This window comes from Paenibacillus sp. R-74696, from assembly GCF_055814915.1.
The window spans coordinates 791789-816186 of record NZ_JBPULM010000030.1 but is presented as its reverse complement, the minus strand read 5'-3'; the positions used below and the strand labels follow the sequence as shown (position 1 = coordinate 816186).

Genomic DNA, 24398 nt, shown 5'->3' with positions numbered 1-24398 from the left:
AGCTCAAGACCACGAGGTCTTGAGCTTTTTTTGGTTTGAACATTTATTGATTCGGCTGTTGGATCAAATAATCCATCAATCGCGTGATGACGGCCGCCATTTCAGCGCGCGTCAGCGTTTTATCCGGCTGGAAGCTTCCGTCCGGGTAGCCTTGGAAGATGCCAAGCTCGATAGCCTTCTGAATACCATCGGAGGCCCAAGCTGGAATGGAGGATTGATCTTTAAAGGATGAAGCAGTATTATTTTGTGCTGCTGGCAAAATCCGTCCCAGCATAGCAGCAAGCTGTGCCCGTGTTATGGATTCACTGCCTTGGAAGCCTTGCGCGCTGCCGAGCATAATATTATTTTGCAGCAGGGCGGCGACTGCCGGTTTTGCCCATTCTGGAATGCTGCCAGAGTCGGGAAGGCTGTTTAGCATTGATGCATTTGTGTTATCCAGCGGCAAGCCGAGTACCTTCGCCACCATAACAGCCATTTCATAGCGGTTGGTCACTTGATTAGGCTTGAAGGTTTGATCCTCGTAGCCTTGAATGATATTTAAGCTCATTAGCTTCATTATGTCTTCATTGGCCCAATTGCTTACTGTATCTACGGGCTGATAGACCGCTGGATTGTCCATAACGGCAACCCAGCTTTCTGGAGGCATATTGGCAGTGAGCGTATTGCCATCATGCTGCGTAGGCAGTGCAATCCATTTCTTGTATTTATCATCGTAGTAGTATACAAGAGCGGATGAACTAGTCTGACCGGCAGGCAAAGTAACGCGTTTTTCTTGTCCAGTTTTAAATGGTGCAGCTACTACATTAGCCTGCGCAGAATTTGGAATTACTGGTGCAGCTTCGCTTGGGACGACTACAGGATTGGATGGTGTCGTTGTTGGGCTTGGCTGACTCGGTTGACTGCCGCCAGTATTTCCGCCGTTATTTCCTCCGTTATTGGTTTGGGCAGCCGTCGTGAAGTTCCAGTACGAATGATGCAAGCCAGAGAAAGGCTTACCTTTTATATCGACAAAGGCCCCGCTAGAAATTTGAACGTAGTAGGACGTTGACGGCTCCAAGTTCAGATTTGGATCAAGGGTCATCGCATTGCCGCTGAAGGAAATAGCCGCCCCTTGAATTTGCCCGCTGGAAATGGTGAACTGCTGCGCAACTGAATCATCAGCTGCCCGAACGATAGAGACGTTACCATTAGCGAGATTAACATACTCACTGAAATAGAAAGTGAGATTGGCATCTACAGGCAAGACAGAAAGATTGCTTGGGCTGTAGCCTGTGAGATAAGGTGCTAGATTATAAGTTGTAAAGTTCCAAGTTGTGGAGTCAAGCAATCCTGCGAACGGATTGCTGCTGAGATCAACAAACGTACCGGAAGTAATGTGAACATAATAGCTCGTATCCTGCTCCAATTCAAATTCTGGATAGAAATTGAAATAACCACCGGAATAATGATCGAAAGTAGCATTATTAGCCTGACTATTAGCAATGGAAATGATCTGCACAGGTGCAGTCTCTCCCTGCTTAAAGATCTGAATTTCGCCTTGACCGAGCTCGACGCTCTCATTAAAGGCCACCGAATACGGTCCGTAATATGATGCATCATTACTTACTGGAGAAGTGTAGACTACAACCGGCGGTGTGAAATCGCCAGTGGAAAAATACCAGCTTGAATGATAATAACCAGAGAATGACTTGCCTTTTACATCGACAAAGGCCCCGCTAGAAATGCGAACATAGTAAGTCGTATCCTGCTCCAAGTCCAGATTTGGATTAAGCGTCATTACATTGCCACTGAAGGAAATGGCAGCCCCCTGGATTTGCCCGCTGGAAATGGTGAACTGCTGCGCAACGGAATCATCAGCTGCCCGAACGATAGAGACGTTGCCGTTAGCGAGCTCGACATACTCACTGAAATAGAAAGTGAGATTGGTGTCTACAGGCAAGCCGGAAAGATAGCTTGGGCTGTAGTCTGTGAGATAAGGTGCTCTATTAATAGTCGTAAAGTTCCATGTAGTGGAGTCTAGCAGGCCTGTAAAAGGATTACTGCTGAGATCGACAAACGTACCGGAAGTAATGTGAACATAATAGCTTGTATCCTGCTCCAATTCAAATTCTGGATAAAAGTAGAAAACCCTCCCGGAATATTGATCAAAGGAAGCGTGACTAGCTTGATTATTGGCAATGGAAATGGTCTGTACAGGTACAGTTTCTCCCTGCTTGAAAAATTGAATTTCACCCTGTCCTAGCTTGACATCTTCATCAAAGGCAAAGGAATAAGGCCCGTAATAAGAGGCGTCTTCATTCATAGGAGAAGTGAAGACAAGAGCTGGTGGTGTCAAATTAGCAGTTGTGAAATTCCAGTTTGAATGATGAAAGCCAGAGAAAGGCTTGCCTTTTACATCGACAAAGGCCCCGCTAGAAATCTGAACGTAGTAGGCTGTTGACGGCTCCAAGTTCAGATTCGGGTCAAGCGTCATCGTACTGCCGCTGAAGGAAATAGCCGCACCTTGAATCTGCCCGCTGGAAATGGTGAACTGCTGCGCAACGGAATCATCTGCTGCCCGAACGATAGAGACGTTGCCGTTAGCGAGATCAACATACTCACTGAAATAGAAAGTGAGATTGGTATCTACAGGCAAACCAGAAAGATTGCTTGGGCTGTAGCTTGTTAGATAAGGTGCTTGATTATAAGTTGTAAAGCTCCAAGTAGTAGAGTCTAGCAAGCCCATGAACGGATTGCTGCTGAGATCGACAAACGTACCGGAAGTAATGTGAACATAATAGCTCGTATCCTGATCCAATCCAAATTCTGGATAGAAATTGAAATAACCACCGGAATAATGATCGAAAGTAGCATTGCTGGCCTGGCTATTAGCAATGGAAATGATCTGCACAGGTGAAGACTCTCCCTGTTTATAGATCTGAATTTCGCCTTGTCCCAGCTCCACGCTCTCATTGAAGGCCACAGAGTACGGTCCGTAATATGATGCCTCATTACTTACTGGAGAAGTGTAGACTACAACCGGCGGTGTCAAATCAGCAGTGGCAAAGAACCAGCTCGAATTATAAAAACCAGAGAAAGGCTTGCCCTTTAGATCGACAAAGGAACCGCTAGAAATTTGAACATAGTAGGTCGTTGAGTCTTCCAAATCCAAATCAGGATCCAGAATCATCGTATTACCGCTAAAAAAAACAGAAGCGCCGTTAATATGACCGCTGGAAATGCTGAACTCCCTTGCAATCGTGCCATCCTGCTCTCGTCTCAGGGTGATTTTTCCATTAGCGAGTTGCGTTGGCTCGCTGAAATAGAAAGAAAGATTCGTGTCAACGGGTAGTCCCGAAAGAGCTTGTGGGTAATAATCTACCAAATATGGCGAAACATCAATGGTTGTAAAATTCCAAGTCGTTGAATCAAGCAACCCAGTGAATTTGTTATTGCTTATATCGACAAACGCACCAGAGGTTACGTGGACGTAATAGCTCGAATCTTGTTCGAGTGTAAAATAGGGTATGAAATTCGCATTATTTCCTGCTGTATTGCGGTAAAAATAGGCGTTGGAGACATGATTTCCTGAAATCGAAATGATGTGATCAGGAGTTAGGGCTCCTTGTTTAAATATTTGAATTTCTCCATAGCCTAGCTTAACATTTTCATTGAAAATGATAGAGATAGATTCTTCCAAATAAACATTTGCGCTGACAGGAGATACGGAAATAACGGCTGGCGGTTTGAAATCCCCTGTTTTAAAACTCATATCAGTATCAAAAAACGCGCTGGAAGAATTACCATTCAAATCAATGAAAGCCCCACTTGTATAGGCAATATAATACTCAGTAGAATCTTCGAGATCAACGTCGGGGTCCAAAATCAGTGTATTTCCGCTTAAGGAAAAAGCAGCGTTAATAATTTGGCCACTTGTAATAAAAAATTCACGGGCTACATTGTTGTTGTGCTTATTGATGAGAGAAATCGTGCCATTACCTAGCTGGATATCCTCGTTAAAGCTGAGAGTGAGATTGGTATTTACTGGAAGATTATCGCTATAGCTTTCCAATAATCCTCTCAAATAGGGTTGGTAATCAATCGTTGTAAAGCTCCAAGTTGTAGAATCGAGCAGGCCAGCAAACGAATTATTATATAAGTCTACAAATGTGCCAGATGTCACATGAACATAATAGTCTGTTGCTTGATCCAGTATAAAATGCGGATGGAAATACGCAGTATTACCGGAGCTCCGATAAAACACGGCATTGCTCACTGTATCTCCAGAAATCGAAATCGTATGAACCGGTGTGGCTTCTCCTTGTTTGAAAAACTGAATTTCTCCATAGCCTAGTTCAATACCCTCATTAAAAATAAAGGAGTAAGGACCATCTAATGCAGCAGCACCACTAATAGGTGAAGCTGACAAAATAACGGGAGGTGAAAAATCACCAACAGAGAAAGACCACGATGAACCATATAACCCTGAGAACGGATTGTTTTTAAGGTCGACAAAGGAACCGCTAGAAATTTGAACATAGTAGGTCATTGAGTCTTCTAAATCCAAATCAGGATCCAGAATCATCGTATTACCGCTATAGAAATAAGTAGCGCCGTTGATATGACCGCTGGAAATCATAAACTCTCTTGCAATTGTGCCATCTTGCTCCCGTCTCAAGGTTATTTTTCCATTAGCGAGCTGCGTTGGCTCACTGAAATAGAATGAAAGATTCGTGTCTGCAGGCAGTCCTGAAAGATTGCTTGGGTAATAGCTCAACAAATAAGGCGATACATCAATGGTTGTAAAATTCCAGGTTGTTGAGTCAAGCAAGCCGGCAAACTTGTTGTTGCTCATGTCGACAAATGTACCAGAGGTAACATGGACGTAGTAGCTCGAATCTTGATCGAGTGTAAAATAGGGAAAGAAATAGGCCGTGTTATCTGAAACATTGCGGTGAAAGTACGCGTTATATACATTATTTCCCGAAATCGTAATGATGTGATCAGGAGTAATGGCTCCTTGTTTAAAAATTTGAATCTCCCCATAACCCAATTTAACATTTTCGTTAAAAAGGAAAGAAATAGGTTCATCAAGATAAGTGTTTTCGCTCACAGGAGAAATAGAAACGATAGTTGGCGATTCGAAATCCCCAGTAGAGAAATACCAACTGCTATATTTTGTTCCAGAAAAAAGATTACCTGTAGTATCTATAAAAGAACCACTGGAAATTTTAACAAAGTAGTTAGTAGAGCTTTCCAGATCTAGATCCGGATTAAGCGTCATTGTACGACCGCTGAAGGAAACGGCAGCACCGTTAATGTGACCGCTAGAAATGACAAATTCTTGTGCTACAGAGCCGTCCTGCTCTCGGATTAAGGAAATGACACCGTTGTTCAGTTGTACAGTCTCATTAAAATAAAAAGTGAGATTGGTGTCAATTGGTAGTCCGGAAAGATAATTAGGTTCTTTGTTTGTTAGAAATGGACGCACATCCTCTGTTTTAAAATGCCAGATCTCAGAATCCGAAATTCCATCAAAAGAATTACCATCCAAATCTAAAAAGACATTAGGATCAGCTGTAATATAATATGAAGTATCTTGTTCCAAGACAAATTCTAAATAAAAGTCAGCCCGTTTTCCGTTGTAAGAAAAGAATCTAGCATTAGAAACATTGTCTCCGTCGACCGTAATCGTATGGAGAAGAGTGTTGGTAGCTTTATCGAATAATTGTATGTTCCCCTGCCCCAGTTTGATTTTCTCATCAAAATCTAAGCTAATGTATTCATAGATGGAGACTTCGTTTCCATTTGGATAAGTAGAGACGATAGATGGAGGAGCATAGTCACCAGTCGAAAAGTCCCAGCGTGAGTGCGTTAGACCAGAGAACAAGTTCCCTTTAAGATCGATAAAAGTACCGCTCGAGATATTAATATAATAATCAGTCGAACTATCTAGATTAAGATACGGGTCGATTGTTAGGGAAGTTCCGCTGAAAGTCGCAGTTGCACCTTGAATAACACCGCTGGAAACAAGAAATTGTCTAGCAACGGAATGATTGTCTGCTCGCATTATAGAGATGGCACCATTAGATAGTTGTACCAATTCATTAAATGTAAATGTTAAATTGACATTAGGCTGGAGTTCACTAAGACCTCGTAGCGAGAAATATTCTATAAAGGGGTTGTCCATTTCTGTAGTGAAGCTCCAAGCAGTCGAATCATTAATCCCTCTATAGTTATTGTCATGTAGGTCCACAAAAGCGCCTGAAGTGATATTTATATAATAAGAAGTACCATCCTCAATGCTAAAGTGAGGGTAGAAGGTATAGAAGTTATTACCATATGCATCGTAGCTTCCATTATACATATTGTTTCCGGATATGGTGATTGTACCAACAGGAAGATTGTCAGCTTGTTTGAAAAACTGAATCTCTCCATATCCTAATTTAACGCCTTCATTAAACATAATTCCATAATTTCCGCCTGCAGTTGCTCCGCTGTTCAGCGGAAAAGTCTCAATGACTTCTGGCGGGGTAAAATCTCCCGTAGTAAAACTCATGTCAGAATTAGTAAATCCAAAGGATGGACGGCCATTTAAATCAGTAAAAGCTCCACTGGAGAAATTAACATAATAGGTTGTAAAATCTTCAAAATCCATGTCTGGATTAAGGGTAAAAGAATAACCACTGGAAGAAAAAGTTGCGGTTGCCCCATAAATATTTCCGCTTGAAATAACAAATTTCTGAAACACTGAATTATTTTGTGCATTTTTAATCGTAATAAAACCATCTGCAAACAACATAGGTTTATTCAAACGGAAAGTGAGATCCGTGTCGTTACGGAGATTGATTTCCAATTTTTGATCCATATGGGTAACATAAGGATCCTCGTGTGTAGTTGAAAACTGCCAAGAGGTTGGATCCAGCAGACCAGCGTATGCATTGGAACTCGAATCGGTAAAGGAGCCTGATGTAATGTTAACATAATAGGAGGTATCTTCTTCTAGTCTAAAAGAGGGATAGAAAAAGATATCGTTGTCATACAGCGCATAATGGGCATTGCTTACCTGGCTGCCAGATATGGCTATTACATGCTCAGGAGTGTCTTCTCCTTGTTTAATAATTTGAATTTGTCCGTGTCCCAATTGGACATTTTCGTTGAATTTCAGATAGTACGAAGTAGATTGGGAAGTTATCCCGCTTCCAGGTATTGTAGTAATCAATAAAGGCGGAGTAGTGTCCTCCGTCATAAATGTCCACGAATATGGGGAAACACCTGAAAAAGCGGTCCCATTGCTTGAAACAAAGGCTCCGCTGGAAATATAGACATAATAAGATGTATTTTCATTAAGGTCAAAATCAGGATCTATAACAACACTATTCCCGCTAAAGGTAATAGCTGCGCCATGAATAACTCCGCTTGCAATGTTGAAAAATTGTTCAGAGAAATCATCATTATAACGTCGAATCGATATAATACCGTCACCAAGTTCAAAGGAATCGTTAAAGGAAAGCGTCAAATTGGAATCTACAGGGATTCCGCTATAAATAGGAGAATACTGAGTGAGCTCCAGGTTGGAAGATGAGCTAAGAGAATAAATTAAGCCTGGGGAGTAAGTTACTTCGGTGACAGTGCTCATCAAAGCAGGTGCTGCCAACGGAGCGCGGGGTGCTGCATGCATAACAAAAGGAGCGAATATATTCGCTATTTGTGTTGAGGCTGCAGTAAGGGTAATAATTTTTTTAGCTCTGCCAAGCCTATTTTGATTCTTATTTTTCATTCTAGATGTCTACCCCTTTTCTGTAGTAACAAAAGTGTCGATTTCTTGGTTTAGCTTTTGAAATAATGGTTGGATAAGTTTGTAATCCTCAAAACATTCATATAAATATTCTCCAAACCCAGACAATAGTAAATTCGCTTTACTGTTTATATCGGTTTTAACTTTAATATTTACAATATGACTGTATAAAATTTCATATTTTACTCGGCTAAGCGGATGAAGTATAAATTTGAAGAATAGATTATCCTGAAGGGATTTGAAGATCTGGTCGAAAGCATGAAACTTTTCTATCTCTGGCTTGCTCTTGATGGCAGCCATAGCTCGCTGCAGCGCTGCGAAAATCGCCTCTATTTGATTTGCCTGTTCCAGCATTTTCTGCTGACGCTGCTTTAAGAAGGTATGCTGAACAGCCAATCGCGTTGGCTTCAAGTACCATTCGTTATCTATCGTCCTCTCTATTAAGAGGTTGTTCATAACAGCAGTTAATGTCTGATAGGGCGCCCCTTCAATTTTAGCCCCCTCTCGAGTCGTATTAATGATAGTTTGCTGTGGCTTAAGACGTATGAAATGCTCCATTTCCTTACGCATAGCATTAAAGCTATTATTACTTTCAAGTATAGCGCCATCTACACTGGTGCTTTGCTCTGCTAAAACACCTTTGTTTTCTCCATAAGGAACGCCTGACGCATAGTGATTTTTGTTGCGATAAGCGAAGTTTTGACCAACTAAAATAATGGTCGAACACTCCATAAGCATCAGTGCTTGCAGGGCCACATTAGCAATGCTGCTGGCATCGCTCAAGACAGGCGATGGTTTGTTTCCGCTAAGATAAAATCCATATAACATATCCTGATTCAACGGCAAATGAATTTTTGTCCAGGGGAATTGCGCGACGGTTCCTTTTCCAACGGAGGTTCCGAAAACCATGGGAAATGGGATGTTATTTTCATTAATCGCCCGATTAAATACATTTCGATTAAAATCTCCTGGATCATAGGTGAAAGCGGCATCCGGTAAAATGTTATACTCAACCAAGGTGTTAATGGCAGAGCCGGCAGATACAATATAAGCGGAGCGTTCCCGCTTAATGGTGCGTAAATGATTAATTTCATCCTCTAAGGAAGGCCCAGCAGCTACAAGCAATACGGGTTTCTTATGAAAATGTGCATGAAAATCGAAAAAACTAGGCGTATTCAGTGTTGCGCCAAAATTTTCAAAGCTGTTGGTTATCCATTTTTTTTCAAAATGATGATTTATTCCAAGGCTCAGCTGCTTTTGTTTGATCGTATGCTGTATAAATTGAATGAAATATCCATGAGATTTCTGAAATAGTTTCAAATAAGATGGCAGTGTAATTAATGTGAAGCTTTTTGGAATTTGATATAGCATTGATTTTATTTCTTCCAAAGCAAAACGACTGTCAGGAGTGCCAATACTGATATTGCGCAGCAAGGGCAAATTGATTTCTGCCATAGAGACAGAGGATAAAAAAGTATGCATAATCTTGGCTGATGGTTCAAAAATCGAGTAAGGAATGTTGGGATATGTCGAGGTGAATTGTTTAATATGGTACCCTAGACCTACACCGAAAAAAATAACATATGGATCATTTTTTTTAAATTCATTCTCTAATTTCATTAAAATTTGTGAAGCTTCCATAACAGGATTGTCAGGGTGATGTAAGCTAGTTGCCAGCTCATTCACTTCACATATAAGGTTGGGAGGGGAGGTTGCAAGCCTCTTCAGTGACAAAGGGTCGCCATGAGAGAGTTTTTCTACGGTTTGCAACGTTTGGAATAGATCTGGACGATGTTCTTTGATGATGGTTAAATTTTGTAGGAACATAGAACCTCTGCTTTCTTCTTGAATATGGGTAATTTATCATGTGCTACTTCCTTTATACTACAAAGTTCTACATATTACATTCTTTTCTTTGAAAATAAATGATTTGACTTTAAATTTGCAGAAGCAAGTGGAACCATTTCAAGGGAATGTGCGGGCTTATCGAGGCCCGGAGGCATTCCTTTTTTCTTTGTCCATTTTTGCAGCCAGCCTATATTGCAAATGTAAGGGTTTTCCTGCCATCATTTTTAGAATTAAGCTTTGTTTTCTCGATATATCTGATACAATGTTAGAAAACCTATCATTGAATGGCGTTTGTAATGAATAGTTACAAGCCAATTTCGATGCTGTCAGATATGGAGTGAGGATTATGTCAAAAAATTGGTATCGCAGATTGCTTTTCTCCTATTTTCCGATTTTCATCTTGACGATATCTATTGTCATTTTCCTCTCCTTCCTCATTGTAAATGAGATTTCACGGAACGAAACGGAGAAGGCGAATCGCATTTCCACTTCCTATGTCGTCGATAGTCTCGACAGAGCGGTCAATCAAGTGGAGATGGAAATATTGCGCCAAATGGAAAATGACCCGGTTTACGGACAATTTCTCGCGGGTGATGTGGAGAAGGGAAGTCCCGAATTTTTGGAGCTCGCCAAAAAGCTGTGGGTCATGGAAAGCAATAATGAACTGCTGGATTCCATGTATATATACCGTCTGTCCGATCAGCGTATCGTTAGTAAATATGGGTTTACGACGCAGGAGGTGTTTGCTGATCGCGCTTATTTGGAGCAGGCGCTGGATGAGCCAGCTTTCCAGCGCTGGTCGCAAATCCGTTCCTTCAAGCTGCTGGAATCCGATAAGCCGGAGGAAGTGATCAGCATGCATAAGCGGCTGCCGCTTCCCTTCGGTCAGGAAGGCGTTTTAGTCATAAATCTCGGCGCCTATCCTCTAGGCCGAATGATAGATGATATGACGCGCAGCAACGTTTCCTTTCTTCATGTAACGGGCCAGAAAGGAGAAACTATTTTTCCTAAAGGTAATTTAGGGCTGGGTAGTATCGACGAGAAAGGCAATGTGTTAACGACGCTAGTGTCGCCAAAGCTGGGCTGGACGTTCAGCAGCGGTCTCCGCGCGGGTCAACTGTTCGCCTGGGTATCTGTCATTTCTTATGTATGGATTATTATTGGGCTGGCTACCTTGTTGTTAGCCGTCCTCTACATCATTTATATTACCCGCAAAAACTATAGGCCGATTCAAGTCATGATGAACCGAATTCAGGCGCTTCCCGTGCGCTCCTCCGATGTCACGACTAGAGATGAGCTGGCGTTAATCGATCATGCGCTGGAGCAGCTTATCCAGCAGACAGCAGATTATGAGCAGCAGCATCATGAGAATTTGCTTATACGCAGGCGGCAGTTTTTTATCGATTTAATCGATGGTCATGCTGAGGCTCAAGTGGAGAGGGCTAAAAAATGCCACTCCTTAGCCGTACTGCAAGCGTCGGAGCATGCTGTGCACGCCGCAGTCGTTATTGCGGAAATGCATGATTTTGAGGTCGCCTACGGCGACTTCTCTCATCAGGATCAGCAAACGTTCCGTTTGACGCTCATGAATCTTTTTCAGGAGCTGGCACGGGAAAGAGAACTGGACAGCTGGGCCGAATGGATAAGCAGCAGCCAGTTGGGCATTATTTTTACAAGTGGTGCCGCAGAGGAAGAAGTCGAAAATTTCAAAAAGAGGCTGCGCTTGGCCGTCAGGAGCTCTCACCAGTGGGCAGCAAGCCAATTTGAGCTGACGATGCAATTCGGTATTGGCATTGTGACGAATCTGGACGGCAGCTTAAAGGAATCCTACCAATCTGCTGGATCAGCGCTGCAATATGTTTTGTCTCTGGGTGAAAATGAAATGGTGTTTGGCTCAGATGTGCCGCTGCAGCCGAATATGGAGTCTTATAAATATTTCCCTATCATGGCTGGCATCGTCAAAATGTTTCGCTTGACCAATCAGGAATGGCGGGAGCAGGTGCACACGCTGTTTCAAAGGGTCGGCTCCGAGCTGCTTGCGGATCAGGACATCCGAATGCTTATTCATTGGCTGCGCCAAATGCTGGGCAGAGAGCTGATGGATCTCTCTGATAATCTGAAGGATTACTTTGTGGGCGAGCAGGCACAGCTGTGGCGGGCGGAGCTGGATAAGGCGCAGCGGCTGCCCGAGATGGAAGCCTTGCTGCTGGAAATGATGAACGAGGTTTACCGGGTGTATGTATCGACCAATGAAAATAAAAGCTACCGGGCGATGATTAGTGAGATGAAAGCTTACATTGAAGAGCATTACACGAATCCGGATCTGTCCCTTACGATATTGAGCGATCGGTTTCAAGTGTCTGCGAAATATGCGAGCCATTTGTTCAAGGAAGAGTTCAATACAAAATTCGTTGATTTTCTGGCGCAGCTGCGCGTTGTGCACGCCCAAAATTTACTGAGCCAAACCGACGAGGTTATCCAGCAAATCGCTTTGCAGGTCGGCTACGCCAATTCTGTTACCTTCGGACGGGTGTTTAAAAGAATAGTCGGTGTCACACCGGGAGACTATAGAAAATATGAAATGAAGCCAGAACCTGCAAGTGAATAAGCTGAAGCTAGAAGGTGGCTCCCGAACAAATTCGGGGGCTTTTTTGATGGCCAATTCAAGCGGATCGGAAAAAGGTATGTTTACAGGAATAGCGTCACATCAGCCGAAATACGGGGCTTGCGACGATTTTCCACCCGATTTTTGAGGTGGAATTCTGTTTATTGTCAGATTTCCTGTCATCGTGTCATACTTGGCTCATCTCCACAAGCGGCATCGTCAACAAGAGGTTAGGAAAGCTCACCTCAATAGACGAGGCAAACCAAACAAAAAGGGGCTGTGAACAAATGAAGCGTAGCAAAGGTAAAATGGCGGTCAGAAAATGGATGGCGGGTACGTTCGCATTAACTGTATTGGTTACGGGCTGTTCAAACGGAGGCGGAGAAACACCTGGCGCAAGCTCAAGCTCGAATGCAGGCGGCGCAGCGGCTTCTTCATTAAAAGTAGAGATTTTCGACCGCGGCAATACGCCGCAGGGCTACACGATTACAGACAGCTACTTAACCCGTTACGTGAAAGACAACTTCAGCAAAACGAGCAACATTGATGTTCAATTCGTGCCGATCCCCCGTTCAGAGGAAATTGCCAAGCTGAACGTACTGATGGCAAGCGGAGATGATGTGCCGGATATCGTATTTACGTATGATCAAGCGACATTCGAACGTTATGCGGAGCAAGGTGGTCTTACCGACTTGACGGACTTATTAAATGAGCATGGACAAAACCTTAAGACGTTTCTGGGCGACGATACATTGGAATATGGACAAGTCGAAGGCAAGCAATTTGCTGTTCCGGGCAAAAGAACGATAACGGCTAGATATTCCTCATGGATCCGCCAAGACTGGCTTGATGCGCTGGGCATGCCGATGCCGGCAACGACGGATGAACTCTACGAAACGCTTAAAGCGTTTAAAGAGAAGGATCCGGGTGAAACGGGAGGCAGCGTCATTCCGCTCGGCATGACCATTGAGCCTGGACAGCTGGAGCCATTGCTCTGGTCATTCGTTCAGCCGCAAAGCAGCCTGACGACGGACGAGCAGCTCGCCAACCGTGATTATTTGCCAGTACTGCCGGGCTTCAAGGAAGGCTTGCGCTTCATGAACAAGCTGTACAACGAAGGGCTGATGAGCAAGGATTTTGGGCTTGACCAAGATAAGAAGCAGCTGACCCAGGACATTCAAAGCGGTAAAATCGGCATGTTCAGCGATGACTACGACAACATCTATTATAACGATGCGGCCTATGAGAACTTGCAGGCCAATAATCCGAAAGCGGTTCTCTCTCCAATTGATACGTATACGAATGCGGAAGGACTGCATGCAAAACCTGAATATGCTTCCAACGGCCTTTACATCATGATTCCTAAATCAAGCAAGCACGCTGTAGAAGCGGTTAAATATTTGGATTGGATGTCCTCGACCAATGTGCTAATCGATATGCAAAACGGCGTTGTAGGCGAAAACTACGCGCTGAAGGATGGCATTCCAGTCGTACTGGAAAATGCGTCGCAGGAAGCGAAGGACCGAATTTATAACCTCGGCGATATTGTAATCGTAGCTAATGGCAGAATCGCAGGCGATGATGAGAAAAATAAAGAAGCCTTTATTTACGGGATGCCGACTAAATATCAAGAAGGTGTCCGCCAATCGATGGAATTTGCCGATACGGATACGATCGCACCGGTCAAATTTGCCCGTCCGATCAAGAGCAAGACGAAATATGGCACGTCACTCGAAGGCAAGCTGGATGAAATGATCGTGAAAACAACGATGGCGGCTACAGATAAATTCGACAGCACTTTCGATACGGCATTGGAAGATTATATGTCCCGTGGCGGCAAGGAAGTAATGGACGAGCGTACGAAAGCTTACACAGAGGCGAAGTAAAGCAGCATGCGTTTTGAATGATAGGCAGGTAAGTGGAAGGCAGTGGGACAGGGGGACACTGAACCGGTATAGGCGGGGCTCCCTCTGCGCCAACTGCATATGAAGGGAAGAAGGGGCGAACAACATTGAGCACAAACATTTATTTTCGCAGGTATTGGCAGCTATACGCGCTGATTTCACTCCCGCTCCTTTATTTTCTAGTGTTCAAATATGGACCGATGTGGGGCGTGCAAATCGCATTCAAGGATTTTAACCTGTTTCAAGGCATTTCGGGCAGTGAGTGGATTGGATTCGATGCTTTTGTTGAAGTTTTCAAAATGAAGGATTTTTATTTGACGCTTCGAAATACGTTAATGCTTAATATTTTGGATTTAATCGTATCCTTCCCGGCTCCATTGATTTTAGCGATCATGCTATATGAAGCGAAATGGGTTTGGTTCAAAAAAATATCGCAAACGATTTTGTATATTCCCCATTTTATCTCATGGGTCATTATAGGCGGCATTGTTTATCAAGTGTTTGGCACGCAATCCGGCATGATTAACAATGTATTAAGCTCGCTTGGCTTTGATGCGATCCCGTTTCTGACGGATAAAAAGGATTGGCTCGTTACGTATTTGGCAACTGGCGTGTGGCAAAGCGCAGGCTGGGGAACGATTTTATATTTGGCTGCATTGACGGGCATCAATCGCGAGCTGTTCGAAGCGGCGGAGGTTGATGGAGCGGGACGCTTTAAACGGATTTGGCATATTACACTCCCGGGCCTCAAAACGACAATTGTAACGCTGCTCATTATCAATCTTGGCAATATGATTACTATAGGCTTTGAACGGCCGTATATTATAGGTAATTTGGCGGTTCGCGAATATTCGGATGTGCTCAGCACCTTCGTGTACCGCGTCGGTATTCAGTCTGGCGAATATACGCTGGCGACAGTCGTCGGCTTGTTTCAGGCTATTGTAGGACTGATCTTCGTCCTCGGTGCCAATTATGCATCTAAAAAACTAACAGATGAGAGCATATTATAGCTCTTACGGAAAGGTGCGGAGGATCAATGAATGAACGTACGGCTAACCGCGTATTTGACACGGTAAATATGATTTTGCTTACATTGGCAGTTGTTGTTTGTATTTTGCCGTTTCTGCATATTATTGCGGTATCGCTCAGCTCCAACCTAGCGATTACATCGGGTAAGGTCACCCTCTTCCCGGTTGGGTTCAACTGGGATGCATATGGCAAGGTTTTTTCGGATATGACGATGATTCGCTCGTTAGGCTTTACTGTATTCCTGACGGCGCTGTGCGCAGCGCTATGCATGGTGATGACGATTGTTGCTGCCTATCCGCTAACGAAATCGCAGCTTAAAGGACGTAAGGTGTTTATGATTTTAATCGTCATTACGATGTTTTTCACAGGCGGCATCATTCCTGAATATATCCTCGTGCGTGACCTGAATTTGCTCAATACCGTGTGGGCGCTTGTGCTGCCGGGTCTGATTAGCCCATTTTATCTGATTATTCTGATTTCTTTCTTTAATGGCATTCCGCAAAGCTTGGAGGAAGCGGCTGAAATTGATGGCAGCTCGCATTTTGGAACGCTGATGCGCATCATATTGCCGCTGTCCCTGCCCGTTATGGCGACGCTTTGCCTCTTTTACGCCGTCGGGCGCTGGAATGGCTTTCAGGATACGCTCATGTATATTTCCAAGCCGGAGCTTTATCCGATTCAGCTGAAGCTGTATCAAATGATTCAAAACAATATGGTTTCCGAGCTGGCAAGCCTTGAAGGCAACAGCGGTGGACCGAAAATTACGCCAGAAAGCTTGAAATCAGCGAGTGTTATTTTTGCTACTGTTCCGATTTTGCTCGTATACCCATGGCTGCAGCGTTATTTTGTCAGCGGCGTCATGCTTGGAGCAGTGAAAGGATAATCAACCTCATCATGAATGACGCGAAAAAAATGCTGCTAAAGCTGCGAGCCTTGTACTTGTTTACAGGGCTCGCTGGCGGTTTATTCAACCCTTATTTAACGACGCTGCTCGTTCATCAAGGCATGTCGGCGGGGCAGGTAGGCATGATGATGTCGCTTGGCACGCTGCTGTCCATCATCGTTCAGCCGTTCTGGGGCTATATGGTGGACCGTTACCGCCAGACAAAGCTGGTACTCATATGCAGCATCGGCATGCCCGCTGTGCTTGCTTACTTTTACAATGTTCAACTATTTGCGCTGCTCGTCATCGTGTATACAACGTCGATTATTTTCAGCGTAACGCAAAGCCCGATTGCCGATTCCTATGCCGTTACCGCTGCCCGCGAAGGACACACCTCCTATGGCACGATTCGCAGCCTCGGGAGTTTAGGAACGGCGCTTGGCGGTTATGCGGGCGGCTTGTATTTATCTTTTTTTTACATTACCCAGCTATGGCTGCCGTTTTTTATATTCAGTGCGGCTGGAGTGGCAATGGTGCTGACGCTTTCGAATAAGTCGGATAGTTATCGAACGACGGTGAGCTTGACCGAAGGGTTCAAAAAAATGCTCAGCAATCGCAATTTCCTCTGGTTTCTCGTGGCCTGCTTTTTTGTCAATCAGACGCTGACCGCCTACAATTCCTTTTTTGTGCTTTCCTTTCAGGAGGCGGGTGGAAGCTTCTCCATGGTTGGCTTTGCGCTGCTGCTTGCTTCCATGACCAATGTGCCCTCGATGCTGCTTGCCGCTAAAATTATTGCCAAGCTTGGCAGGGAACGAACGCTCGTCATTGCCGCTTTTGCTTATGCTCTGCGCTGGGCTGTGCAATGGCTGTTTCCGTACCCGCCTGTCATGATCGGCATCCAAGCATTGCATGGCCTGTCGTTCGGACTCTTTTATGTCGCAGCGGTCGAGTATGTAGCGAACGTGTCGGGCAAGGAAATGCAGGCAACCGGACAAAGTGTATTTAATATGGTTTTTGTCGGGCTGGGAGGCATTATTGGCAACCTGCTTAATGGATTTTTGTACAATGCGGGTGGCGCACAATTGATGTATCTGGCATGCACGGTCAGTGCTATAATGGGCTTGTTGCTGTTATATGGCGTGAATAAAAGAAGCCGTTCTGTGCCTGGGCATTAATTTAGGTATGGAAGCAGGGCAGTAAATGGCGGAACTTCTAGGGGGAGAAAGGGCATGGCATTGAATGAGTGGAGCCAGTTGTCGGAGGAGCGCCGTTATTTGGTCGATCAAGCGCTGGCATATATGGATGCAAAGTATGATGAGAAGGCTAAGCTGATTGGCGACAGCGAGGAGCACGGCAAGCATGGCACGAGGGGCAGCGGACATTACGCGCTTGGACTGCTGCTGCGAGGCGAGCCGGGCGACGTAGAGCGGGCTTGCGAAGTGCTCCATAAAATTATCGATTTGCAGCTTGATGCGCCAGATGAAATTTACCATGGCACCTTCAAAAGCGCCCTGCAGTCGATCGACCCGCCAGCCGGCAACTATCCTTGGAAAAGCTTAGGGCCGGGCCATGCTTATTTTTTGGCGCAAACCTTTGAAAAAATAACGCAGCGCTTGGTAAGCGGCATAGAAGGCGAGCAAGCGAAGAAGGAATGGACGGACCGGCTTGTGACGGCTATAGATGAAGTGCTGCCTCCTGTCTGGAAAAGCTACGATCCGAACTGGCGGGAGTTCATCAGCTGTATTTTTGCGGTCATCCTGGAGCATTTCGAAGGCAAGCTGCCGCAGCCGCTGCTTGGGCGCATGGAGCAGTCGATGATCAAGGCTGTTACCGGCTCTATTGAGCGCCGATTGTCGGATGTCGTTCCGATGAATTCCAATATTGAGCTGATGCATACGTTTATTACCCATTACTACGGAACGCGCTTGCAGCGCAGCGATTGGATGGAGCATGCCGACCGCGAGGCGGAGAAGCTTCACGCCCGTTATGCGGAGTTTGGTTCCCTATCCGAATTCAATACGACAACCTATTACGGCGTCGATCTGACAGTGCTTGGTTTATGGCGGCAATATGGCAAGACGGCAGCCTTCCAGCAGCTCGGCCATGCAATGGAGAAGGGGCTTTGGTCCAACATCGCCGACTTTTATAATCCTTATATCGAAAATCTTTCCGGCCCGTTTGCCCGTGCCTACGAAATGGAAATGACCGCTCACAGCTCGCTGGGCGTTATGCTGTATTTGGCACTCGGCAAAGGCTATGAGCAATTTACCGCGATAAATTGCGAGACGGAGCATGATATTATGATCGCCCTTGTCGGCGTAGACGTGCCGAAGGAATGGCTTCCACACCTTGCCGAGCATCAGCGCGACCGGCTTGTGGAGCAGTCGTTCCGGGAGTTGTGTGAGCGGGATCAGCCGGATGTAAATACAAATTTATGTACAGCGAGAGCCTGGATTGAGAAAGAGATCATGATGGGTGCCATGTCAGGCAGTAAAAATACGAACGGCCAGCTGCATCCCGCCACGATTCATTGGAAAACGGCGGATGGGCATAAATACGATCTCCGGCTCATTCGGCGCGAAGTTGGCAAGCATTGGAACACCCATTTGCGAGGTGTCTATTATGAAGCGGCAGTGAACGAACGCCAGCTTGAGATAGAGGTTCAGAGCAGCGCCGCCGTCGACATTGAATTTTATTTTGAAATTACGGGGCAAGGGGTAGACGCGCGCGGTATTTCAGCCAATCGCTGGATGCTGCCGGGGCTAACGCTTGGAGTGGAGGCGGATGCTCCGGTTCCTGTTGTACAAGCTTTTGACAATCGTCTGGAAATCATCTATTTGGCACAGGCGAAGCATGCAACAGCGACTCCGGCGACTCCAGCTACTCCTACTACGATGAAATTTTTGCTCAGCCGAATGTAACGGTAGTAAAATGATTTTTCTTAGTCTAATTCTATATTTAGCACAGTCCCCCCGTTCAGTTAGAAACGGGGGGACTGTGCTTCGTCCGCCAAGCGGCGGGTTATTGCTGACAGTTCTGCTGCGTCACTTCAGCTATTCTCTCCGCCCGAGCAAAAAGCAGCTCTGTACGTTTACTTAATTCCGTTCACGATCAGCAAGCGATCATCTGTATTTGAAGGATTTCCTCTGCCATCGGTATTATTGGTGATGACATATACGAGGCCATCCTTCATCTTTACATCGCGGAGTCGTCCCTCTCCATCAAAGACGACAGACATATCCTTTGTCGCCGGGTCATAGCGATACAGCGCACTGCCCACGAGCGTAGCAATCAGCATCCGATTCTGGCCGTCGATTGCCGCACCGGAAGGGGCGATAGCCGGCTCGCCGGTATGATAGACAGGCGGAATCAAACCGCTCCCCGTCTGATTGCCGTATACATTCGGCCATCCATAATTGCCGCCAGGCTCAATGACGTTAATTTCATCATGTCCACCAGGCGAGCCCGATGGGCCATGCTCCGTAACAAGCATGACGCCTTTATCTGTCCAGGCCAGTCCCTGCGGATTGCGGTGCCCATACGAATAAACGTAGGAGTCCGGGAATGGATTGTCTGCCGGTACTTTGCCATCGAGCGTCATGCGCAGTATTTTGCCTGCCAGACTGCCTTTATCCTGTGATAGCTCAGGCTGTTGAGCATCGCCTGTCGTAATATACAGCAGCTTGTCCGGTCCATAGGCCATTCTTCCGCCATCATGATTATAGGCGCCTGGAATACCCTCCAGCAATGCATATGTCTCATCCCAGCTCTCGCCCGTAAACTTCAGCTGCACGACGCGGTTAAGCATTTTTCCATCTTCCTCATAAGTATGGTAAGCATAAGCCTGCTGCGACTGTTCGAAATCCGGCGCAAGCAAGAAGCCCAGAAATCCGCTCTCGCCGCCCCCCTGAACCGATTTAGTCAAATTAACGGTTTGTCTCGTTTTTTGCTCGCCATCGATTTGGACGACATTGCCTTCCCGCTCACTAACGTAAATAACGTCACCGGAAAACGCAATGACCCATGGCGCTCGCAGCTCCTCTGCAACAACCTCATACGCTTCTGTTGATTCAGCGTTTGCTTCCGGTGCAGCCGTTGCCTCAGTTGCAGCTGTATCCGACGTCGCTTCTGGTGATGCAGTCGTGGAGGGCGGTAATGCCCCCGGATCTTCATTTTGCCCACAGGCCGTGAGCAATCCTATGCATACGCTCAGCGTAAGCACAGTCGATATTCGTTTCAAGCTCAAAATAGGCTCCCCCTTTTGTTCAAATATAAGAATTTATAAGTTTCACACTTATAAATTCTTATATTTCTCGGAATGAAACGAGCCGCTCCGCCAGAGGACGGCGACAGCCGTTTCACCTTGGTCTATCACCTATTATTACGCCTCGGACACATCGCCGAAACATCAAAGGGGATACTTCAAATCATACGTAATGGAAAGTTGCATAGTTGCAGTCTTTCTTCGCTGATTTCTTTGCAGCATGAGCATTGGAAAGTCTCATGCTCAACACGATATAGACGTGATAAAACGCTCCAATATGCGATTAAACGACTCTGGCGCATCAAGCTGGGCGCAATGGCCAGCACCGGGCAGCAGCACGAGCTGCGAAAGGGTTTCTGCCATGTGCCAATTGCGTGCGTTATCCAAAAGCACCTTCAAATCTTTATCCCCGTATACGATTAGCATTTGGTAGGGTACGGGCGACTCTTTCTTCGTGAAAAAATCGCCCAGACCCGTCATCGCTGCGAAAGAGCGCCGATTAAACAGCTTCGCGCCTTGGGCAAATATATCTCGGCCATAGCCGCTGGCGCAGGAAAAGCTAGTCACATGGCGGCGAAACCGCCCCATGGAAAATAAAAAATAAAACAGCCAACGCAGCCCCTCACGCTTCTGCTCCTTCCAAATTTCTGCATGTTCGCGATGAATGGAGTAGCCTCCGACGATTGTAACAGAATGCACCCGCTCGTTATAACGTTCTGCGAAAGCTTGGGCTGCTAGTGAGCCGAGGGAAACGCCGACCACATGGCAGGCGGCAATGTTATGCTTAGCTAAAACCCCAGCTGCAATGTGCGGCATGTCTTTTAACGTCACTTTGGTGCCTTGAACTTGGCTGCGTCCATGCCCTGGCATATCAACAGCTATCACCTGGTAGCCGGACTTGAAATAGCTTATCTGCCTGCAAAAGACCCGATGATCCGCGAACGCTGGATGGAGAAACAGCAGCGTTTGTTTGGCGGGGTTGGGCATGAATTGATAAAAAATGCTGCTATTGCGATACCGCAGGCGACGGTCAATTACTAGGAGCTCGTTCATTGAATAGGCCTCCACATTAGGATGCTTATCAGTATATTCGATCGATTAAGCCGTCATGTCAATAGCATGCAAGATGGAGGGGAGGTTAGCAGCTCTTTTAGAAGGCGACGATTATAGAAGGTAAAAAAGAACGCCGAAAGGAGGATAGTCTCCTTTGGCGTTCCTTTTATACTAATGCTGTTTTGCTTAGTATGCAGTGTATAATGCTAGCTGGAAGCTTTGACCTTCCACTCTAAAATGCCGGTGGATGCCGGGTTTTTAGATACCATTTCGATTCGCAGCGATGTCGTTGTTACGGGAGTAAACGTTGTTGTGTTGTATTGGTTGATGCTCGTTCCGAGGCCAACGGCGTTTTGGACGTCTACCCAGGCGCTGCCAGTCCAATATTTAATTTTATATGAGCTTGGCACGTCGATGCCGCCATTGTCCTTGAACCAGTAAACATCGGATTGTGTAACAGTGTAGCTTTTATTAAATGTATATTGGACCCATTGCGTACCCGTTTCCGGCCAGTTTCCATAAACAGCATGGTTGCGGTCGTTGGAATGAATGGGATCAAAGCCGTCATTTAGCGCACTAATGCTTTCCCAAGGAGACACATAAGAGGACGTAACGGACGCGTTTAGCGCAATGTTGCTCAAATTTGTATTGCCATTATCGGTCGTAGCCGGGAAGCGGGAAGCATCCTTTTTAATTTGGCTCCACGTATATCGCAGCATCCAAATGTCCCAGCTCGTAATCGTTGGTGAATTTCCTGCCCACATAATCGTTGGCACTGGGAAGCCGCCTGGAGGACGCTCGTTCGCTTCATAAAAGTCTGTTAAACCGAAGCCATGGCCGATTTCATGCTCTGTAATTTGAATTTCATTGGAGTTGACGGTGCTCAAAATGTAATCGTCGGACATACGCTGTCCCCAATCGCCGCCTGCTCCGCCGCCAAAGCCTGACGTTGCCCACAAATACATATCAAAGCGCTTGTCGAGTCCGCCCGGATAAACATAGTTGGGGTTCGTAAAATGATCAAAGCGCGACAAGGCGCTCGGTGCGACAGGAAGCTTCGATGGAATAGCAGGATTAGAGGTGCTCAGTTGGTCCGTTATATAGTCTGTATAGATGATTTCATCTGCTTGCTTGTCTAAAATTTGTGCGGAATTGGCTACGGCCCAGCCAACGATTTTCACTTGAATGTCTCCGTATGGCCAGCCGTCATAATCTTTCAAATGCTTCGTCCAGTTATTCATCTGGCGCTGCAGCATGGCGGCAAGGTCCTTGCGCTGCTGGAGCGTCAAGTTTTTGCCTGATTGCCAGCGCACGACGTAATTAATCGTGCCTTTTCCAGCAAATATTTGATCGAAAATCAAGTTTTTGCGAGTCGTCGAGCCTTCCGTTACCATGCGATTGGTCCATACCCATTCAATGGAGCTTTTGAGATTGGCAGGCATATCGGCAAGCGTAATGCCGCTGACCGCCGCGGCTGAAGCTTGATAAGCAACCGCTGGCGACATCGTTGGAGCTGCTGAGGCTGCGCCTGCTGTGACTGTAAGACTGCTTGCAAGCAGGGAAGTCGAGAGCAAGAAGGAAGTCAAGGTGAGGCTGGTTTTCTTTAACATTTGTATTCCTCCATATTCTGAAATTAGATTTGCTTTAAAACGCTAGTTGATCCTCCCCCCCCTCGTATACTTTGATTTTGAAATTATGGATACATCTAGGAAAATATCATTTCGTCTATCATTTTACAATAGATTAAAAAAATGGGAAAGTATTATTTTGTAAATTACTGCTGGAAATTGTGGATAACTGTCGAATGGTGCTCCTAGCGGAAATAATAAAAGGCTTGGCTTCCTGGAAGACAGGAGCCAAGCCTTTGTTGCTGTTCGATCCTTAAAACATGTATTATAGGAGCAAATCTCCTTTTCGTTCCCGATGCCACCGGTACGCGAGCAAGCAAGCGACGATGGCGAAAAACAACCCATAAGCGAGTGGCTGTACGTACTTTGGTCTATACAACATAATGAGCTCCTCAATCAGCACGCGGGAAAGTGGTTGCGTAATGAGGTAAATATAAGGGATTTGCAGCGCAACGAGCGCCATGTAATTTGCCGAGATGCTGGAGAAGAAAGCTGCCGCCAGAGCGGTAATCAAGCCTAGTAGATAGAGGACGGCAACCGTCAGCATCATAAACTGGACAAACGTAAGATCATACCAGAAGTAGGGGAAATTAAAGGCCGAATTAATGGGCGCATCATAAAATAAATCAATGTCTGGCTGCTGACTGTACAATAGAAAAAAGCAGCCGAGCTGTAAGGAAATAATGAGCACAGCAGACAGCATTGCCGCAATCAGCTTACTGCGGAATAGGCTGCGCCCGATACGCGAGGCGTGCTGGAGATGAACGACCCGGCTGCGCCTGTCGCGCAAAAAAATCGGAGATACGATTAGCAAAATGCTGATTATGCTTATCGCATAAACATAAAACATCACATTTTTAAAATTGATATAGATCATCGATGGAAAAATCGTATTCAGCGTGCCAGACGCCACCATTTCATCCATCCGCTGTAGAGTCGCCGCATCCTCATTTGAAAGATTTGCATAGGGTCGCTCCAGCCTGCGTTCATAATTCTCGATTAAATACGCTCTGCCTTGCAGCTCCCAGAACAGATCGATGCCGGGGTTGAACATGGCGTAGCTGTTCAATTCATTCCATTCCTTATTGCCGCTGAACACGTCCATTGCACGAAAAGCCTCATAAGTAGAAATGCCGGCCTTCTTAAACTGTGGGTCATTAAGCATAAGCTGCTCGGCTTCCTGAACCCTTTCGCGATAGCTCAGCTTGAACTGTTCGAACTCCGCTTCATCAAGCTCCAGCCCATATTGCTGCTGCATCTCAATGACAACCTTATACGTATCTTTATCGGGCCTGCCGTTCGGGAAATATTCAAAATAAAACTGGATGTACATCAAATAAAAAAGGACGTTCAGCACACTGACTAAAACGATCATTTTCAGGCTAAAAAGCTTTTTCATCTCGTGAA

Annotated in this window: 12 protein-coding genes; 6 read left to right on the top strand and 6 right to left on the bottom strand. The window is 45.6% G+C overall.

Annotated features, from left to right (window positions below):
• Positions 1 to 43: 43 nt before the first annotated feature.
• Positions 44 to 7759 carry an Ig-like domain-containing protein gene (locus ACSR9A_RS15140; protein WP_473757977.1) on the bottom strand — a complete coding sequence of 2572 codons (7716 nt, stop codon included), beginning with the start codon at positions 7757 to 7759 and terminating at the stop codon, positions 44 to 46.
• A gap of 9 nt (positions 7760 to 7768) precedes the next feature.
• Positions 7769 to 9604 (bottom strand): motility associated factor glycosyltransferase family protein, encoded by a 1836-nt coding sequence (locus ACSR9A_RS15135; RefSeq protein WP_473757975.1) that lies wholly within the window; start codon positions 9602 to 9604, stop codon positions 7769 to 7771.
• A 367-nt stretch (positions 9605 to 9971) separates the two neighbouring features.
• Between ACSR9A_RS15135 and ACSR9A_RS15130 the strand changes: the two genes are divergently transcribed.
• The 6 genes from ACSR9A_RS15130 (at position 9972) to ACSR9A_RS15105 (ending at position 18967) form a co-directional block, all read left to right on the top strand.
• A complete protein-coding gene (locus tag ACSR9A_RS15130; protein WP_473757973.1) occupies positions 9972 to 12233 on the top strand; it encodes a helix-turn-helix domain-containing protein in 2262 nt (753 codons plus the stop codon).
• 284 nt (positions 12234 to 12517) lie between these two features.
• A complete protein-coding gene (locus ACSR9A_RS15125; RefSeq protein WP_473757971.1) occupies positions 12518 to 14116 on the top strand; it encodes an extracellular solute-binding protein in 1599 nt (532 codons plus the stop codon).
• A 125-nt stretch (positions 14117 to 14241) separates the two neighbouring features.
• Positions 14242 to 15144, top strand: a complete 903-nt coding sequence (locus ACSR9A_RS15120) for an ABC transporter permease (protein WP_473757969.1) — start codon at positions 14242 to 14244, stop codon at positions 15142 to 15144.
• A 26-nt stretch (positions 15145 to 15170) separates the two neighbouring features.
• Positions 15171 to 16046: a carbohydrate ABC transporter permease gene (locus ACSR9A_RS15115; RefSeq protein WP_473757967.1), complete on the top strand. Its 876-nt coding sequence runs from the start codon at positions 15171 to 15173 to the stop codon at positions 16044 to 16046.
• An 11-nt stretch (positions 16047 to 16057) separates the two neighbouring features.
• Complete coding sequence (locus ACSR9A_RS15110) at positions 16058 to 17221, top strand: MFS transporter (RefSeq protein WP_473757965.1); 1164 nt, start codon at positions 16058 to 16060, stop codon at positions 17219 to 17221.
• A 54-nt stretch (positions 17222 to 17275) separates the two neighbouring features.
• A complete protein-coding gene (locus ACSR9A_RS15105) occupies positions 17276 to 18967 on the top strand; it encodes a hypothetical protein (protein WP_473757963.1) in 1692 nt (563 codons plus the stop codon).
• Positions 18968 to 19137: 170 nt separating this feature from the next.
• On the opposite strand, the gene ACSR9A_RS15100 is transcribed toward ACSR9A_RS15105, so the two are convergent.
• From ACSR9A_RS15100 to ACSR9A_RS15085, 4 genes are all read right to left on the bottom strand, one after another.
• Entirely contained in the window at positions 19138 to 20292 is a 1155-nt protein-coding gene (locus ACSR9A_RS15100; protein ID WP_473757961.1) for a PQQ-dependent sugar dehydrogenase, read from the bottom strand.
• 261 nt (positions 20293 to 20553) lie between these two features.
• Positions 20554 to 21363: an alpha/beta fold hydrolase gene (locus ACSR9A_RS15095; protein ID WP_473757960.1), complete on the bottom strand. Its 810-nt coding sequence runs from the start codon at positions 21361 to 21363 to the stop codon at positions 20554 to 20556.
• Positions 21364 to 21569: 206 nt separating this feature from the next.
• Positions 21570 to 22973, bottom strand: a complete 1404-nt coding sequence (locus tag ACSR9A_RS15090; RefSeq protein ID WP_473757958.1) for a discoidin domain-containing protein — start codon at positions 22971 to 22973, stop codon at positions 21570 to 21572.
• Between the two features lie 283 nt (positions 22974 to 23256).
• Positions 23257 to 24390 carry a hypothetical protein gene (locus tag ACSR9A_RS15085; RefSeq protein WP_473757957.1) on the bottom strand — a complete coding sequence of 378 codons (1134 nt, stop codon included), beginning with the start codon at positions 24388 to 24390 and terminating at the stop codon, positions 23257 to 23259.
• Positions 24391 to 24398: the final 8 nt, after the last annotated feature.